14 protein-coding genes are annotated in these 16,350 nt (G+C 37.6%); 10 read left to right on the top strand and 4 right to left on the bottom strand.

Annotation, left to right across the window (positions count from 1 at the left end; genetic code table 11):
* Positions 1 to 93: 93 nt before the first annotated feature.
* Positions 94 to 855: a MerR family transcriptional regulator gene (locus tag ACGTN9_RS10190; protein WP_085505203.1), complete on the bottom strand. Its 762-nt coding sequence runs from the start codon at positions 853 to 855 to the stop codon at positions 94 to 96.
* Positions 856 to 1,132: 277 nt separating this feature from the next.
* Complete coding sequence (locus ACGTN9_RS10185; RefSeq protein WP_499592416.1) at positions 1,133 to 2,374, bottom strand: IS110 family RNA-guided transposase; 1,242 nt, start codon at positions 2,372 to 2,374, stop codon at positions 1,133 to 1,135.
* Positions 2,375 to 3,270: 896 nt separating this feature from the next.
* Here ACGTN9_RS10185 and ACGTN9_RS10180 point away from each other — a divergent pair.
* The 7 genes from ACGTN9_RS10180 (at position 3,271) to ACGTN9_RS10150 (ending at position 8,984) form a co-directional block, all read left to right on the top strand.
* Positions 3,271 to 3,537, top strand: a complete 267-nt coding sequence (locus ACGTN9_RS10180; protein WP_085505204.1) for a CD3324 family protein — start codon at positions 3,271 to 3,273, stop codon at positions 3,535 to 3,537.
* A gap of 154 nt (positions 3,538 to 3,691) precedes the next feature.
* Positions 3,692 to 4,717 (top strand): serine hydrolase domain-containing protein, encoded by a 1,026-nt coding sequence (locus ACGTN9_RS10175; protein WP_499592415.1) that lies wholly within the window; start codon positions 3,692 to 3,694, stop codon positions 4,715 to 4,717.
* A gap of 124 nt (positions 4,718 to 4,841) precedes the next feature.
* Positions 4,842 to 5,324 (top strand): class I SAM-dependent methyltransferase, encoded by a 483-nt coding sequence (locus ACGTN9_RS10170; RefSeq protein WP_499592414.1) that lies wholly within the window; start codon positions 4,842 to 4,844, stop codon positions 5,322 to 5,324.
* Between the two features lie 28 nt (positions 5,325 to 5,352).
* Positions 5,353 to 5,622, top strand: a complete 270-nt coding sequence (locus ACGTN9_RS10165) for a hypothetical protein (protein WP_499592413.1) — start codon at positions 5,353 to 5,355, stop codon at positions 5,620 to 5,622.
* 364 nt (positions 5,623 to 5,986) lie between these two features.
* Positions 5,987 to 7,489 carry a DUF1538 domain-containing protein gene (locus ACGTN9_RS10160; protein WP_499592411.1) on the top strand — a complete coding sequence of 501 codons (1,503 nt, stop codon included), beginning with the start codon at positions 5,987 to 5,989 and terminating at the stop codon, positions 7,487 to 7,489.
* Positions 7,479 to 8,147 carry a P-II family nitrogen regulator gene (locus ACGTN9_RS10155; RefSeq protein WP_085505209.1) on the top strand — a complete coding sequence of 223 codons (669 nt, stop codon included), beginning with the start codon at positions 7,479 to 7,481 and terminating at the stop codon, positions 8,145 to 8,147. The genes ACGTN9_RS10160 and ACGTN9_RS10155 overlap by 11 nt, the downstream gene beginning before the upstream one ends.
* 648 nt (positions 8,148 to 8,795) lie before the next feature.
* Entirely contained in the window at positions 8,796 to 8,984 is a 189-nt protein-coding gene (locus ACGTN9_RS10150; RefSeq protein WP_085505210.1) for a hypothetical protein, read from the top strand.
* 286 nt (positions 8,985 to 9,270) lie between these two features.
* Here the strand turns inward: ACGTN9_RS10150 and ACGTN9_RS10145 are convergent, their stop codons facing one another.
* A complete protein-coding gene (locus ACGTN9_RS10145) occupies positions 9,271 to 10,776 on the bottom strand; it encodes a potassium/proton antiporter (protein WP_085505211.1) in 1,506 nt (501 codons plus the stop codon).
* A 1,049-nt stretch (positions 10,777 to 11,825) separates the two neighbouring features.
* Here ACGTN9_RS10145 and ACGTN9_RS10140 point away from each other — a divergent pair.
* Positions 11,826 to 12,101, top strand: a complete 276-nt coding sequence (locus tag ACGTN9_RS10140) for a hypothetical protein (RefSeq protein WP_085505212.1) — start codon at positions 11,826 to 11,828, stop codon at positions 12,099 to 12,101.
* A gap of 691 nt (positions 12,102 to 12,792) precedes the next feature.
* Positions 12,793 to 13,644, top strand: coding sequence for a DegV family protein (locus ACGTN9_RS10135; protein ID WP_499592408.1), 852 nt, complete (start codon positions 12,793 to 12,795; stop codon positions 13,642 to 13,644).
* Between the two features lie 192 nt (positions 13,645 to 13,836).
* Here the strand turns inward: ACGTN9_RS10135 and ACGTN9_RS10130 are convergent, their stop codons facing one another.
* A complete protein-coding gene (locus ACGTN9_RS10130) occupies positions 13,837 to 14,622 on the bottom strand; it encodes an SDR family oxidoreductase (protein WP_499592406.1) in 786 nt (261 codons plus the stop codon).
* A gap of 321 nt (positions 14,623 to 14,943) precedes the next feature.
* Here ACGTN9_RS10130 and ACGTN9_RS10125 point away from each other — a divergent pair, with 321 nt between their 5' ends.
* Positions 14,944 to 16,197 carry a benzoate/H(+) symporter BenE family transporter gene (locus tag ACGTN9_RS10125; RefSeq protein WP_499592404.1) on the top strand — a complete coding sequence of 418 codons (1,254 nt, stop codon included), beginning with the start codon at positions 14,944 to 14,946 and terminating at the stop codon, positions 16,195 to 16,197.
* Positions 16,198 to 16,350 lie beyond the last annotated feature (153 nt).

Here is a 16,350-nt window from a genome sequence, read left to right as displayed (position 1 = left end):
GAATTGGAAGCTTTTTTGGGTGAGGTCTATCCTTAACTATAAAAAAGTCTAAAAAAAGAGGAAGCTACTGGGGTGTGACTTCCTCCGTTATTCTTACTTAGCCCCTGTATAAATTTGTACAGCGTCACGGAGAAACTTAGCTGTACCGGGTTCCTCATCATCGTAATAAGCTGTGAAACGTTCATCATCCACATACATTTGCGCTATTCCTGCATGTGCTTCAAGGGTATATTTTACCCAAAAGAAGCTTAGCCATTGGCGATGGAGAGCAGCAGCTTTTTGAGCTGCTTCGCTCGCTGGGTTTCCTGTTTTTAACCCTTTGCTCAATTCATCTTTCATTTCTTTTTCTAGTCTCTGAACTTCTTCATATTCGGCTTCAGACATTTTCAGTACTTGTTGATTAGATTTCTCAACAGTATTATTTCCGTACTTTTCCCTAACCTCTTTGCCATATTTTTTCTCGTTTTCATCCACGAGTCTTTGCTTGAATGCGTCAAACTTTTCCTTATCCTGCATAGTGATCCTCCCTTCTGAGGCAGCGATTGTTTTATCCACGCTGTCAATCAATTGATCGAGCTGTGCTCGTTTTGCCAGTAGCTTTCTTCGGTGATCCAAAAGTGCTTGAGCCGGGTCGAAAGAGGAAGAGGTTATAATTTTTTTTATTTTCTCCAGTTCTAAACCGAGTTCACGATAGAACAATATTTGCTGCAGTTGATCTACCTCTTTTCGACCATAGATACGATATCTCGAAGAATTGATTCTTGCCGGCTTAAGAATCCCGATTTCATCGTAATAACGTAAAGTTCTGGAACTGACTCCAGCTAATTTTGCTAATTTTTTCACCGTATATTCCATCTGCTCACCTCCTGACATTCTTAATATACACCTTTACGCAACGTCAAGGTAAAGAGTTTTTTTAGGATGTTTATAAATAAATGTTATTTATATTGTTTATCTTGAAACTGAATCTTTCGCTAAAGCCTAGTGGTATAATGTCAACTGTAAATTGATATCGAATTGGAAATTATTTTGCTAGGTATGCAAGAAGTATCTAAAAAACACATCACTAAAGAAGCTCCCTTCCATCTGTTAAAAAAAGGAAGTGAATGAACCCGTGGATGGCTCTCTTAAATTAAGAGTTCCTCCTTTCGGGTGGAAGATAGAGTTGGTTGGTTTTACGTAGCGAGTAAACCAACCGGATCAATTTTCTTGCGGTTAAGACGAGGGCTCGTTTGTGTTGGTGCTTGGGAACTTCATGAAACTTCTTCAGATAGAAGGCACGATACTCCGAATCATGCTTTCGGATCGTATCGGCAGCTTGAATCAAATAGTATCGCAGATACTTATTTCCGGTTCGCATTCGAGATGTACTTTCCGATTCATACTCACCTGATTGATGTTGATTCCATACCAATCCCGCATATTTAGCGAGGGCATGGTGATCTTTGAATCGCTGAATATCTCCGATTTCTGCGATTAGACCAGCGGAATATACAGGACCAATACCTTTGATAGAGGTCAACGTTTCCGGAATGGCTTTTATCACTTTTTGTATCTCTTTATCCAAACGTTTCACTTGGGAAGTCAAGTGTTGAATCGTACTGGCCATGATACTTAGCGAAACATTCACGGCGTCTTCCATGTTCGGATGGAGACGGAAGGAATCACGAGCGATCTTTTTAAGAAATTTGGCAGCTTCTTCAGGTTCTCGGAATTGATTGTTCCCCTTCTCCTGAATGAAATGCATGAGTTCTTCAAGCGACATTTGTGCGATGACCTCCGGTTCGAGTTCTTGAATCACCGCCATACTGGTAACGCCAAAAGTATTGGAAAACGGGGACTCTTGCGTGATCCCGCTAAACTTTAAGAAGACCTGATTCATGATATAGGTCTTATGGCGAGCGATATCTTTAACGAGATGAAATCGTGTCCTCGTTAATCGCTGGAGGGCTTCATACTGAGCAACTTCTTTCATGGCATGGGGTAGACGTCCGAATCGCAAGTGGTCCGCGATGACCCAGGCATCAATTCGGTCGTTCTTGGGCAGCGTATCATAGCCCTTTTTGAAACGACTGACTTTTCGCGCGTTAAGAACGTAAATAGCTGGAGAAAAGGATTCATCGTCAGATGAACACAAGTGGTCATGAAGGAAATGGGCGAGATGCCAACCGTAATTGGATGTGGCTTCGAGCCCAACCTTCACATCCTTCACCTTTGCCTTTTCTCGATAGGTCATGACTTTCTGAAGCAAGAGTCTCGCCCCTTCTTGATTATTGGGAATCGAGAATTCTTGGAGCGAAGCTCCATCCTCTTTCATGAAATGGACATGATGAGATTTTAAGCTTACGTCTATACCGACAAGCAATTGAGACATACCAATCACCTCCTCATTATCAATAATCAAGGTTCTTTCAGACCTGGGTGCCCACCGGAATCATCGACGTCTTCCTCGTCATCAGCACTCGCTATTGAAGAAGTCCATTCATCGCTACATTCCTTCTTCGATACGGCGCAACTAGTGGTTAGACCTTTCGTGATGAACGATGGGTAGCAGGCTTTTTAAGCAGTCCGTAATGGCCGCAAGGGAGCTTAGCTATCTCCTGAAAAAAACTTGTCCCCTTAATTGTCCGGCAGGCAGGTCTGAAAAGCTAGGAAAAATAAATGCCGGAGGTAACCCATGGATCATCACCCATCCTCCGACATTTCCCTATATGAAGTTTTAGGCATGATTAATAAGCTGGAGGAAGGCCACTTCCTCCAAGAGACGCATTAAGATTCATTAAAGTAGAGAGGCTTCGCTTCCTCATTCACGAGGGCAAACAGCCAAAATCATATCGGATGTGAATGAGGAAGCGAATGCCAACTCAGGGTCCCGATATACTTCCATGGATCAAACATACAAAGAGGCTTTCTGGGATCCGGATCCAACTGGAAATTCCTCTAGGAAGAGCTCTTATAAGTATTATACGAGGGGGCTTTAGTTAAATACGGAGGTCGTTTTTTCTTTTACTGATAGCATACATTTCCAGTGAACAAATGGAAAAGGAACTGTTCATTTGATATGTTTGAATTGAAAATGTTGGGAGGGATTGAAATTAGACAAGTTATTTCATTTGCTAAATCGCTAATGCCTCATGCAAAGTCTAATAAGGTATAGCGATACTTTGCGTGAGGATATAAGAAGTCGCTCGCTATTAGTAACCATTTCTACCTTTTTAGGCTTTGCACCTTGTGATATCTAATTTAAATATCTTATAAGGGGCAAAAGAAATGAGTTATGTTAAAGCTGAAAGTATACTACCTCCAGAACTATTGGAAGAGTTACAAAAATACGTTCAAGGTAAGACGATTTATATACCTAAGGATAAAAGTGACTATCAGAAGTGGGGGACACATTCTGGTAGTAGAAGAAGGTTAGATCAAAGGAATCGCATTATTAAAGAAAAATTCAAATTGGGTATAAATATTGATGAGATATCTGAGGAATATTTTCTTTCTGCCGAAACAATCAAGAATATTGTTTACCAAAGAAATTAAATGAGGTTGAAATAGAGGGCTACATTGTTAAAGGTAGCCCTTTTCTATGGTGAGTTTTTTTCATAATCATTTTGAGTATTTAACCGAAGCTCTAAGAAGCGTAAACTGTAATTAACTTAATAGTTGAAATTGCGAAACAATGCGGAGGGGAAAAATGATGGGGAACAGTGAATTAAACAATATAATCACTAACATAGGCGATAAGATTGATTTTTCAGGTGTGGTACATGTGAAACATAACGGGGATGTAACGAATTTGTCCTTTGGCTATGCGGACAGGTCTGAAAAAAGGCTGAACAATATGGACACCCGTTTTGGGATAGCGTCTGGATGTAAGTTATTTACGGCTATCGGGATTTCACAGTTAGTCGAAAGAGGTTTAATAAATTTCGAGACTCGTTTAGTTGACTGCTTAGATCTAGAATTTCAAAACTTCGATAAAGAGATTACGATCCATCATCTTTTAACACATACATCTGGCATACCTGATTACTTTGATGAAGAAAAGATGAGTGATTATGAAGATTTGTGGAAGGACTATCCTGTTTATCAAATCAATACTCTTAAAGATTTTTTACCTCTATTTCAAGCTGAACCAATGAACTTCAAGCCAGGGGATAGCTTCCATTATAATAATGCAGGATATATTCTCTTAGGTCTGATTTTGGAAGAACAAACAGGAATGCCTTTTACAGAATACATAGAAAAAGAAGTCTTTTTTAAGTGCAATATGTTAGATTCAGGGTATTTCTCTTTGGACCAACTACCCGAGAACACAGCAAAAGGATACATTGATAACAATAAAGATAATACCTGGAGAACAAATATTTATTCTATTCCTAAAAAAGGTGGGTCTGATGGTGGTGCATTTACTACAGCAGCCGATATGATTAAATTGTGGGAATCGTTATTTAACTTTAAACTTTTGAATGAAGAGACGACAATGAAAATGCTTAAACCGCATGTTCATGTAAATGGAGAAATCCATTATGGTTACGGTGTATGGATGAACAAAAGGATGCAGCAAATATATAAATATCATGTGATGGGGTATGATCCAGGTGTCAGCTTTAGATCTTCTATTTACCCTGAATCTAATTTGAAGATGGTTATACCTTCCAATATCGAATCTGGTCCTTTCGATATTACGAAAAAAATTGAGGAAGTACTTTTAAAATAAACTCGCTGGGTAAAGTATCTCGAAATCAAGTATTCAACAAACGGGGGCGATAGCTGAACAGTTTTTATCGCTTATCGTGCTAACGGAGCAGGATTGTGGAAATATAAAATACAGGGGGATATATATGGATGACTTAGAAATTGTGAGAAAATTTTACGACGAAACAGTAAATTATGAGTGGGAGCGCCTTGAACGTCATAAAGTGGAGTATGAACTTAGTAAACGCTTTATGAACCGTTATATTAAACCAAATGATAAAGTGTTGGACCTTGGCGGTGGACCAGGTAAATATTCACTTTATCTTGCTGAACGTGGATATGATGTGACTTTAGCAGATCTATCCCAAAATAATATTGATTATGCATTGAATAAAGCAAAGGAGCTCGGTCTTTCATTGAAAGGTTTGTGTTTAGACGCACGTGACTTATCATCTTTAGGCAACAGTAGATTTGACCACATTCTTTGTATGGGACCGATGTATCATCTCAAAAGTGAGGATGACCGAAATAAAACTAAAACCAAATGGAACTATATTTGTGGCATTTGTTTCTTCCTATTCTTTCGTATGGGATTATCTCATACGAAATCCCGAATTAATATTAGATGAAGAACGGAAATCTCAGCTAAATAGTTTGGTGGAAGATGAAAACTTTGCGGGACAAGGGTTTTCGGATAACTTTTTTATATCACCAAAAAATGTACTTCCTTTATTCAGTCAATTTAACCTAGAAAAACTTCACTTGCTTAATTGCGAAAGTTTTTTGTATCTACGTGAGCCTGAACTTCTAAGACAACGCCCTAAAGTTATAAATGCTTGGCTGGATTTAGCTGAGCAGGTGTGTGAACGAGAAGATTTACTCAGTATGGCAGAGCATATAATTTATATCGGTAAAAAAACTAAATAAAATCCTTATAATACAAACGGGTGCTAAAGTAAAAGACTCCCCAAGATATATCTCGAACTCGATTGCAGCTATTACTAGCTGATACGTAGGTTATAAAAATAGAAAATTACCTACAAAAACTTTGTTAATGATAAAATTAAAAGTAGACCTTACAATCATTATAAAATATCGGTATGGTTAAAAAAGGAAGATGCGTTGACTATACTAGGTATCAATTTATCTTAGTTTTCCAATTATTCTGTAGTATCCTTTTTATTGATTACCCTCTTTAAACCTCCATCTTGAATTCACATTCTCTCATTAGCCCAGTATCAATAATTAGAACATGTTAGTGTCAGAGCTTCTTAAAACTACATAGAAAGGAATGAGCTTTTTGACCGTAATAGTCTCAAAGTTAAAAGAAGTATTATATGCAGTCCTTCCCATTACAGTAATGGTCTTGATTTTGAACTTTACATTAGCTCCGTTGGAGTCTTCATTAATTGTCAGTTTTATAATCGGCGCAATATTCATCATTATTGGATTATCTATATTTTTATTTGGGGTTGATATCGGAATTACACCTATCGGAAAAGCGATGGGGAAAACAATAGCCAAAACCAATAAAATTTGGGTGGTTGTGATCGCTGGGCTGTTACTTGGCTTTTTTATTTCAATCGCGGAACCTGATTTACATATATTGGCCCGACAGGTTGATCTAGTCACGTCAGGTCTGATCCCAAAAGCTAGTATCGTGGTTGTTGTTTCAATAGGAATTGGAGTACTTATTGCGACAGGACTTGTTAGAATTGTGTTCAATATCCCATTATATAAAGTACTATCTGTTTTGTATCTGATTATTTTAGTCCTATCTTTATTTACTTCACCCGAGTTTTTAGCTATATCCTTTGATGCTTCTGGAGCAACAACAGGAGCGTTAACGGTTCCGTTCATTTTGGCACTTGCACTAGGGATTTCTTCTCTAAAGAGGGATAGTAAAGCTTCGGAGAAAGATAGTTTTGGACTTGTTGCTATTGCATCAACAGGCGCAATTATAGCTGTTATGATTATGAATATCATTGCTCAGACGGACAAGTTATCGGGGAGTCTTGATCAACATTCGGCTGATTCCGTATCGATTTTAGGTGCTTTTTTACATGAGCTTCCTATAATTGCACAAGAAATCACATTGGCACTTCTCCCCATTTTAATAATTTTTCTTGTATTCCAAAAATTTTCATTTAAAATGTCTATAAAAGCGGTTAGAAAAATACTGACAGGGATTTTATTCACATTTGTTGGGCTTGTTTTATTTTTAGTAGGGGTAAATGCTGGATTTATGGAAGTTGGAACCGCTATAGGACATTCAATCGCATCTTTGGATAATAAATCATATATTGTTATTATAGCTTTTGTTCTTGGGGTCGTTACGATTCTTGCAGAACCAGCAGTTTATGTATTAACACATCAGATAGAGGATGTTACCAGTGGTTATGTAAGGAGAAAGATCGTCATGTTTTCTCTCTGTATCGGGGTTGGTTTTGCCGTGTCATTATCAATCTTAAGAATACTTATTCCCGAACTCCAATTATGGCATTATCTTTTACCAGGTTATATCATCGCCATAGCTTTGACCTATGTGGTACCAAAGCTTTTTGTCGGAATTGCCTTTGATTCAGGAGGGGTTGCCTCAGGACCGATGACCGCAACGTTTATATTGGCGTTTGTTCAAGGTGCAGCTGAAGCGATAGAGGGTGCCAACGTGTTAATAGATGGATTTGGTATGATTGCACTGGTAGCATTAACCCCGCTAATCACATTACAGGTAGTTGGTTTTGTATTTAAATTAAAAGCGAGAAAAGGAGGCGAAGTAAGGGATGTCCAGTAATTCAGATATCGCCGAATTAGAATTAGTTTATGTAATCGTTGATCTGGGACTTGGAAGCAAAGTAGTACAAACAGCTAAAAAACATGGTATTTCAGGCGGAACAGTGTTACTTGGACGAGGGACATTAAAAAGCCGCCTCCTGAATTTATTAGGAATCAACGATGTACGCAAAGAGATTGTAATGATGCTTTCTTATAGAGAAAAAGCCAATCATGTAATTGAACAACTTGCAAAGAAATTCAATTTTATAAAAAAGCATAAAGGTATTGTATTTACCATCTCTGTAGGTAAGGTAGTAGGGGCGAGAAATTATAAAGGACACAAAGGAAAAGAAGAAAGAGGTGTAGATCATAGTATGTATCAAGCAATTACGGTAATCGTTGAAAAAGGGAATGCCGAAGAAGTAATAGGTGCAGCAACCAAGGCGGGGTCAAAAGGAGGCACCATTATTAATGCAAGAGGATCTGGAATCCATGAGACTAGCAAGGTATTTGCAATGGATATTGAACCTGAAAAAGAAATTGTTTTGATTCTGAGTGAAAAAGAAAGTACTGAAGAAATAGTAGCGTCAATAAGGAGTAAGCTTAAGATTGATGAGCCAGGAAACGGGATTATCTTCATTCAAGATGTAAATAATACTTATGGTTTATATAAGTGATTTTTAGAATTTAAAAGGTAATTGATTAGTGCAGGAAATGCGGTAAATGTGCTTTTCCTGTTTTTTGTCTGCTTAGACTTATTGGCGAATATACCACAAAAAAGTTCTTCGATACAATTTTTAAATATATTTCTGAATATATTATTTATAATGGATTATGAAAATTCACAAAAAGAGCAAATGGATAGATAAGCATGCTTTTTACTATTTACTTTTGCTGGTAAAATAAAAATGAGGTATATTTCATTGCTAGCCGAAGGGAGGGGAGAGAGGTTAACTTTTATAAAATTGTTATTTCACTATTCTTATTGTTGGTAACAGTGAATTCATTTCATGAGATAGCTGTAAAGCCATACAATCCCTCCCCCACTGAATTGACGGCTAAACCAGTAGTTTCAACTCAGAAAGCTGTGCATTTTTCAAATGCCACTGTTCTACCGAAAAGTGAGAAAGAGGATTTCCGTCCATTAAAGCTCTCGAAAGAGAGAGCTTACAGTTTGCGGCGCTCTCTCCCTTGTTATACCTATCCCACTTATGTAACTTCAGTGAGATCACTATCACAGTTTATGAAGGTGAAGTTCTTTCAATCAAGCTATACATGATTTTCTCTCTACCTAAGCACAAAGTAGGATAAAAAGGAGAGAAAACATGAAATATTCAAATGATAAAGATACGTTATTGTATTATGGTATGAGTTTCTTAGTGTTAATCATTTTCTTTGGAGGTATTTTTATTTCAGGTATTGTTACAGGTGTTGAATGGGGAGAATATATACCTCGATTTTCCTGGGATATGTTCAATGCTAGGGAATTAAAACAGATAGTGGGTTTGGAATAAAGATAAAATGGTAAACCCATTTATTAAGTCACACCCACTGATGATCAAATTTAGCATGGTGAATTTTGGTGGAAAAAAACAGAATCCTTTTAGCTGGATTCATATATGTCCTGTAAAGCATGATTAAAATTGTACTATAGTGATTGTTTCTGTTAATTGACCGTCTCTTTATTGTCACGCTTTCAGAACCTGAAATACAACATACCTATTCATTAGACAAATTCAAATCTGATATAGTACGAAATCATTCAGCCCTTAATAAATATTAAGGGCTGGTTTTTGTATTTTAATCCTTTAGATGCTTATCTATTTCCTTTGAGCTAACCTTTTGTTCTAATTCTTTTGTTAATTGGTCTTTATACTTTGACTCAACAAGAATATATAAGAAGTCTCCCGGGTGTATTGTGGTTTCTCCATAGGGGGTTATCACATGGTTGTCTCTAATTATTGCATTTACATTTGAACGATTGGGTAAAGAAAGTTCTTTCAGTTTCTTTCCAACAACCGCAGATTCTTTGTTCGTCTGAAATTGAACCATCTCTGCAGCCACTTTTCCCATGGATATCAGTTCAATAGAATGGTGTGGAACATCTTTTTTAGGTCCTACCAGTTTTAATTTTTTAGCTGCCCAGGAGATGGTGGAACCTTGAATTAATGCTGATGTTAATACGATAAAGAATACGATGTTAAAGAGGGTTTGGCTATTCTCAAGGCCCTCGACGATTGGAAATGTGGCAAGAACAATTGGAACGGCTCCACGTAAGCCTGCCCAGGATATTAAGACCTTTTCTTTAACTGAATAATTGAGTTTTATTAAAGAAAGAAAAACTGCAATAGGGCGGGCCACAAGCATTAACAATACAGATAAAATTAATCCACCTAGAATAACTTGTAAGGAAAAAAGTTGCGCTGGAAACACTAACAGCCCCAAGATAATAAACATGATAATTTGCGCCATCCAAGCAAATCCTTCATTAAACTGAAAAATGGAATATCGATAGGTTAATTCCCGATTTCCTATCACTAATGCGGCTATATATACTGCCAATAAGCCACTCCCTCCAATAAGTGCAGTTATCCCATAAATAAGCAGGGCAAAAGCTACTGATAATATAGGGTAAAGCGCACTTGATTCTAATCTTATTCGGTTAATAGAAAAAGAAGCTAACCTGCCAAAAAGAACTCCCAAAATAAGTCCCAGTCCCATTTGTAAAAAGAATGTAGGGACTAGCATCCAAATAGAGCTATCCTGCCGTGAAATTAACTCTATGAGTGATATAGTTAAAAAGACAGCCATAGGATCATTTGTACCGGATTCAGCCTCAAGAGTAGCCCCCATCTTAGCTTTTATATTCCTTTCTTTAAGAGCAGCGAAAACTGCTGCCGCGTCTGTAGATCCAACAATCGCCCCTAAAAGCATTCCTTCTAGGAGAGTTAAGTCAAATAAGAGAAAAGCAGAATATCCAATAATTGTAGAGGTTATTAGTACTCCTACTGTAGCTAGGGATAATGAAGGAATCGCTACCGAGCGAATCGTTGCCCATTTTGCATGTAGCCCTCCTTCAAATAGGATAATCACCAAAGCGAACACACCTATGATCTGGGCTACCTTAGCATTATCGAAAAAAATAATTCCTAAACCATCACTTCCAGCGAGCATACCTACGATTATAAATAAGATAAGAGAGGGGAGTCCCCACTTAGTAGAAAATTTTGAAGCGAATATTCCACTGAAAAGTAATAATGCAGTGAGCATTAAGAAAGTGTCCGTACCGAATGTTTCAAAAAACATTGTGTTTAATTCTCCTTATAAATTATGTAATTTGTATATACTTTTTTAACTGGAATACAATTTTGAAATATTTATGTATAGTCTGATTGGTGTTTTACAGTCACAATAAAACCTATATTCTCACCTTGTTGTTCCTCGAACTTTTCTTTTTCAACCTTATTCGGGTGTTAAAAAAGAAACCGGTGAATTGCATTGTTGAGGTGGATCTGAGTAAGGAAGAGGAATTTTCAAACCGTTGATTTTAACAGCTTTATGGACAGAAATAGTTATAGATGTAATTGTAGGTTTAGGTTAAATAATTTCTCTCAATGGTTGCAACTATTTCAGTTGGACTTTACCAGCGAAAGAAGTACAAGTTAAACCACATAATTGCCAAACTCCACCCCTTTAAGACTATAACTAATTATACCAATAATAGATATAATTTGAACAAAAAAGAAGGAGAATTAGCCGCTAAAGCAAAAAATTGTACTTAAAGATTTCAAGAATATAAGCGCATAGTCAATAGCTTCTTAATTAAGAGAAAAGTTATGGATTAATTAGCAACGGCCTACAGAAGCACTAGCCTGTAGAGTTATGGTTATCAAATTATCTGATATTAAGTCTTCTGATAAGAGGCAAACTTAGAAGACTAGATAATTGTCTTTATGTTACAAGGTCCGCGGAGGAGCATCGGGTGGCTCTTTTCTCTTGACCGGTATCCGTTGACGATACAATGAAATCCTTCTAACCTTTTTAAAAGGCTTGGTTAATACCATATATACCTGTTCCAAAAAACATAATAAAAATGTTAGTCTGTTTTATTATGTTGCCATCCTATTTTAGGAGGATCATTATTTGAGTATCCGGAACCGTCCTAAATTAGGTTCTTTTAACAAATAATCTATTTTATTATGTTCTTTTGTGCTGTATTATCAAAAATGAATAATATTATAGATTAAAGAATTAACAGAACCACTTCATGTTTTGGTTCTCATACTATATACTGGCAAGGAGAAAAGTTTTATCACGGAGAAATAAAACATAAATAAAGGTTTAGGAGGATTGGTATGAGAAAGGTTATTGAGGGGAAATTGTATGATACTGAAAAAGCGAACCTTATTTATGAGTTTCAGAAATATGCCAACATAGATAGTACTTATGGTCATACTAAGACTTGGGTGACAGCGCAATTGTATCAGACAAGTAAGGGAAACTGGTTTGAGTTGGTTGAAGGTAAAAATACATCAGATGTACTAAATAAATTAAATGAAGATAAAGTAAAAGAGATACTTGCCAATGACCCTGAAAAATATCAGGAGTTTTTCGAATTAGAAGATGCCTAGTTATGTTGTAAGTCAATTAACTTACAGAAAAATACGAGCGCTATAAGAATACTGGTGAACTATAACAGCCGTAAGTGGCTGTTATTTTATTTCAATTTCAGTGCTAATTATTCAAAGAAATAAGTTATACTCAATGAAAGGAAGGAGAAGCTATGAACTTTCTTCACCTATGGAATCGGATATAGTCAGCCACTATTTTCACCAGGTCTTTCCCAATTGACATACTTTTTGACATACTATTCGACAGAACTATTTATTTTCTTTTGTTATAGATGTTGAATACGGACCTTATATACACTGCTTTTATCCCTCGGTTTTGATGTTATTTTCCTTTATTAACTTAAGTGAATCCATGGGCGGCATGATGTAATAACGCCCAGTTCCCTTGCTATGTAAGGTTTTGCAATAGTTCCATAAGTGGATGCTATAATATTTGTAAAAACAATAGGGGCTTCTCATTAGTTAATGATACTTTTGAGAAGCCTCTTTTTGTTTTTTGTACTCACTCTTCTAATAAACTTATAAGTAAAAGCATCAGACTTCCTAAAGAACCAAATCCCCGAAATGTGCACTAAAAGTACGGAAAACAAAAGTTATCACAATGCTAATGGGATTATCTCATGTATAGTTAAAGTATAATGTAATGCAGGAAGAATGGACGCAGCCCAAATATAACCAAGGGGGAAATAGAATGAGAAGGATAATCTTATCGACCGAAAGCGGTGCCGACTTACCGGATGATTTAGCTGAAAGGTACGAGGTTCAAGTAGTCCCCATGCACATTATTATGGATGGAAAGGATCACTTAGACGGCTCCTTGCCGGTTCAGGATATTTATGACTATTACAGGCGTACGAAGAAAATACCCTCTACGACTGCCACTAACACTCATGAGTATCAAGAGTTTTTTACAACTATAAGAGAGAATTTCCCGGATTGCATCATTATCCATGTTGGTTATACATCAAAAGCGTCTTCTTCTTTTCAAAATGCTGTCATTGCTGCGGAAGAATTTGAAGACATTTTTCTCATTGATGCTCTGAACGTTACTGGAGGATTAGCTGCGATAGTATTGTATGCCGCTGAGTTATTAGAAAAAGAACCTGACATTGACCCGGAACACTTAGTTGAAAAAATAAAGGCAATCATTCCTACTTCAAGGCTGGCTTTCATCCCAGGAAACCTGGAGTTTCTTAAAGCGGGAGGACGGGTAAGCAATATGGCTTCTCTGATAGGAGCTCTGTTGAAAATAAAGCCATGCATAGAGTTGAAGGATGGGGAGCTTATATCTACAAAGAAGTACCGCGGAAAAATGAGTGGAGCTACTGAAAAACTCTTGAGTAATTATTTAAATGAGTTCAACATCGATAGAGAGCAGCTTTATTTTATCTACTCAATTGGACTAGATGAAAGGATCAAGTTGCGGATGGAGGAGGTTGCCAAAGCAAACGGATTCCAAAATATAAGATGGATCCAAGCTGGAGGTATGATTTCTACTCATTCTGGCCCAGGGGGCTTTGGAGTAGCAGGATTAGAGCAATAGTACGGGCAAGACTAGGAGTGAGCGGATCTTTCCTATAAATTAAATAAACACTACTTGGATTCTGTGAGTGCTGGAAATTTAATATGACATACTTTTTGACATACTAATGGACAATTTTCATGAATAAGTGCCTGCCCCCACTATGCTAAAGTGATAACGCAGTGGGGGCAGGCACTTTCAAAAATTAAGCAATTATATTTTCGCTTCCCAATTCTTCTTTTCTTCCTCTTTCATCATGTCTTCTGCCTCCTGAGGATAGGCTGTTCTGTAAGCATGATGATCAGATTCGATTACTTCTACCATTTTATCGATCATATCTTGCGGATCGTATTGATCGTCTAAAATTTTCTCCGTTTCAGCAATCGATTCTCTTGGTGTAAAGTTTTTATTTTCATCGTACCATTTATGTTTCTCTTCAAACATACGGTCATTAAAGCCGGTTTCAAATGGTCCAGGATTGATCGTAGCTACCTGGACATTAAACTCTTCAAGTTCGGCTTTCATGGTCTTCGCTAGCGCTTCGACTGCATGCTTAGAAGCTACATATGGACCAAGGTACGGCATCCCAACAATCCCTACAATAGAGCTTAGAAACACAATTTTTCCCGCTTTCTTTTCTACGAACTTCTTAGCTGCAATTTGAGCATTTTCCAGTGTGCTGAATACATTAGTTTCAAATATATCCCGGACACGATCTACTGGAACCTCCGCAATGGGTCCGCCTTCACCAATAGCTGCATTGGCTACGAAAATATCATAATCGTACTCATTGATTAACTGCTGATCACGCTTATTTTTAATGTCTAATTTAATTACCTCTAATTCTACCCCAGCTTCTGAAGCTGCTTCTCTTAAACTAGTAATTTGGGAGATAATCTCAACCGCTGCAATTACGTGATGGCCTTTTTTGGCTAATCCGATTGCTGTACCTTTACCTAAACCGCTTCCGGCACCAGTAATGAAAATTGTTTTACTCATATTTTATTTCCTCCCTTCCTATGTCAGAGAAGTTCCCTATTGCCCCTTTGTTAAAACTTCCCATAAGGAGTAGAGCACGTTATCTCTTTTAATATTTCTTTATCATCAGTAAATTAGCTTTCTGTTAATTGATTGTATTTTCAAAATTATTTTAATTTTGTTCCGTATAGAGAAATCTCAATCTTATATTATCAATTACCTGCCAATATAATGGGTTTACGGATAGGAAGGGTTAGAACTTCCACTCAGATGGGTGACGAGCCTTCTTGAACATTTTCCTTAAGACTAACACTTATTCGGCATTACTAGAAAGGAGATTATATGGAAGAGAATCGTTTTCCGACAAATCTAAAAGAACTGCCTCAGAATTTGAATATTAATGCCATTAGTTCGGGTTTAGTGGCAGCCATTTTTGGATGCACTGGGCCTGCATTAATTATCATCGGAGCAGCAACGAATGGTGGATTAACGTATACACAAGCTATCAGCTGGATTTTTGCTGTTTATTTTTTTAGTGGATTACTCGGCATCTTTATCGCATTAAAGTATCGCCAGCCGATATCCGTAGCCCATACAATTGCTGGAGCTGTACTAATGGCAGGGTCCTTAAATCACTTTTCGATCCATGAAGCGGTCGGGGCGTATATCATTGCAAATATTCTTGTTATCCTCCTTGGCTCTACCGGCTTAATCGAAAAGGTCCTGAAATGGATTCCTCTTCCGATTGTTATGGGAATGATTGTTGGAGTGATGATCCAATTTGCGATAGACATGATTACATCGATCACACTTGCCCCGTTACTCGCAGGCTCAGCGATCCTCGCGTTTTTACTTTCATCACGATACCTTAGAAAGGTTCCACCTGTATTGTCTGCGTTAATCGTTTCGGTAGTTGTGGCGACCTTTACAAATGCTTTTGAATATCAAGCTGCCCAGCGTATGTTTGTGCTTCCGGAGCTCGTGATGCCCGCATTTAGTTGGGAGGCGATTGTGTCGATTAGTATTCCACTTACACTCTTGATTATCTGTGCGGAAAATGCTCAAGCGACAGGTATACTAATGGCTCAAGGTTACAAACCGCCAACAACTGGCATGGCGGTATATGGATCTTCCGTTGGACTATTCGCTTCACTGTTTGGTGGGCATGCAATCAGCATCGCTGGACCAATGACGGCCATCTGTTCAGCAGACGAAGTCGGAAAAAAAGATAGCCGCTATGCAGCATCGGTCATGAACGGCGTGTTCTTCGCAAGTTTTGGTCTGTTTGCAGCGTTCGTTGTTCCATTTGTCACTGCCATGCCGAGTGTCATCGTTACGGTGATTGCCGGCCTGGCTATGCTAAGGGTTCTCATCAACTCACTGAAAACGGCGTTCTCCGATAATCAGTTTCAAATAGGTGCATTCTTTGCGTTAATCATCGGAATGTCAGGCGTGAACTTCTTCAATATCGGTGCACCATTATGGGCAATTATAGGTAGTCTGCTTGTCTCCTTACTCGTTGAAAAAAGTCACTTTACATTTAACAAAAAGAAAGAGATGGAAGTGAGAAAAGAAAAAATAGAAACAAGTGCTTAATCATACACACCAAAACCAGGTTTATTCGAAACCTGGTTTTTTAGTACAGTGCTCGGGAAACTTCAGTAAAGAGACTTTCCATTTATCATTTATTGGCATTCATCCCCCACTTCAAATTTCGGAGAAATTAAGTGGGGGTAGTTCAAAAGGAAG

This window comes from Halobacillus sp. B23F22_5 (assembly GCF_043497085.1).
Lineage (GTDB): Bacteria > Bacillota > Bacilli > Bacillales > Halobacillaceae > Thalassobacillus.
The sequence above is the reverse complement of the archived record's forward strand: the minus strand, read 5'-3'. Positions and strand labels throughout refer to the sequence as shown.

What these genes read in the sequence shown, in the direction of transcription:
- ACGTN9_RS10190 (WP_085505203.1), bottom strand. Translation starts at nt 855, where the DNA reads ATGGAATATACGGTGAAAAAATTAGCAAAATTAGCTGGAGTCAGTTCC.
- ACGTN9_RS10185 (WP_499592416.1), bottom strand. Translation starts at nt 2,374, where the DNA reads ATGTCTCAATTGCTTGTCGGTATAGACGTAAGCTTAAAATCTCATCAT.
- ACGTN9_RS10180 (WP_085505204.1), top strand. Translation starts at nt 3,271, where the DNA reads ATGAGTTATGTTAAAGCTGAAAGTATACTACCTCCAGAACTATTGGAA.
- ACGTN9_RS10175 (WP_499592415.1), top strand. Translation starts at nt 3,692, where the DNA reads ATGATGGGGAACAGTGAATTAAACAATATAATCACTAACATAGGCGAT.
- ACGTN9_RS10170 (WP_499592414.1), top strand. Translation starts at nt 4,842, where the DNA reads ATGGATGACTTAGAAATTGTGAGAAAATTTTACGACGAAACAGTAAAT.
- ACGTN9_RS10160 (WP_499592411.1), top strand. Translation starts at nt 5,987, where the DNA reads ATGAGCTTTTTGACCGTAATAGTCTCAAAGTTAAAAGAAGTATTATAT.
- ACGTN9_RS10155 (WP_085505209.1), top strand. Translation starts at nt 7,479, where the DNA reads ATGTCCAGTAATTCAGATATCGCCGAATTAGAATTAGTTTATGTAATC.
- ACGTN9_RS10150 (WP_085505210.1), top strand. Translation starts at nt 8,796, where the DNA reads ATGAAATATTCAAATGATAAAGATACGTTATTGTATTATGGTATGAGT.
- ACGTN9_RS10145 (WP_085505211.1), bottom strand. Translation starts at nt 10,776, where the DNA reads ATGTTTTTTGAAACATTCGGTACGGACACTTTCTTAATGCTCACTGCA.
- ACGTN9_RS10140 (WP_085505212.1), top strand. Translation starts at nt 11,826, where the DNA reads ATGAGAAAGGTTATTGAGGGGAAATTGTATGATACTGAAAAAGCGAAC.
- ACGTN9_RS10135 (WP_499592408.1), top strand. Translation starts at nt 12,793, where the DNA reads ATGAGAAGGATAATCTTATCGACCGAAAGCGGTGCCGACTTACCGGAT.
- ACGTN9_RS10130 (WP_499592406.1), bottom strand. Translation starts at nt 14,622, where the DNA reads ATGAGTAAAACAATTTTCATTACTGGTGCCGGAAGCGGTTTAGGTAAA.
- ACGTN9_RS10125 (WP_499592404.1), top strand. Translation starts at nt 14,944, where the DNA reads ATGGAAGAGAATCGTTTTCCGACAAATCTAAAAGAACTGCCTCAGAAT.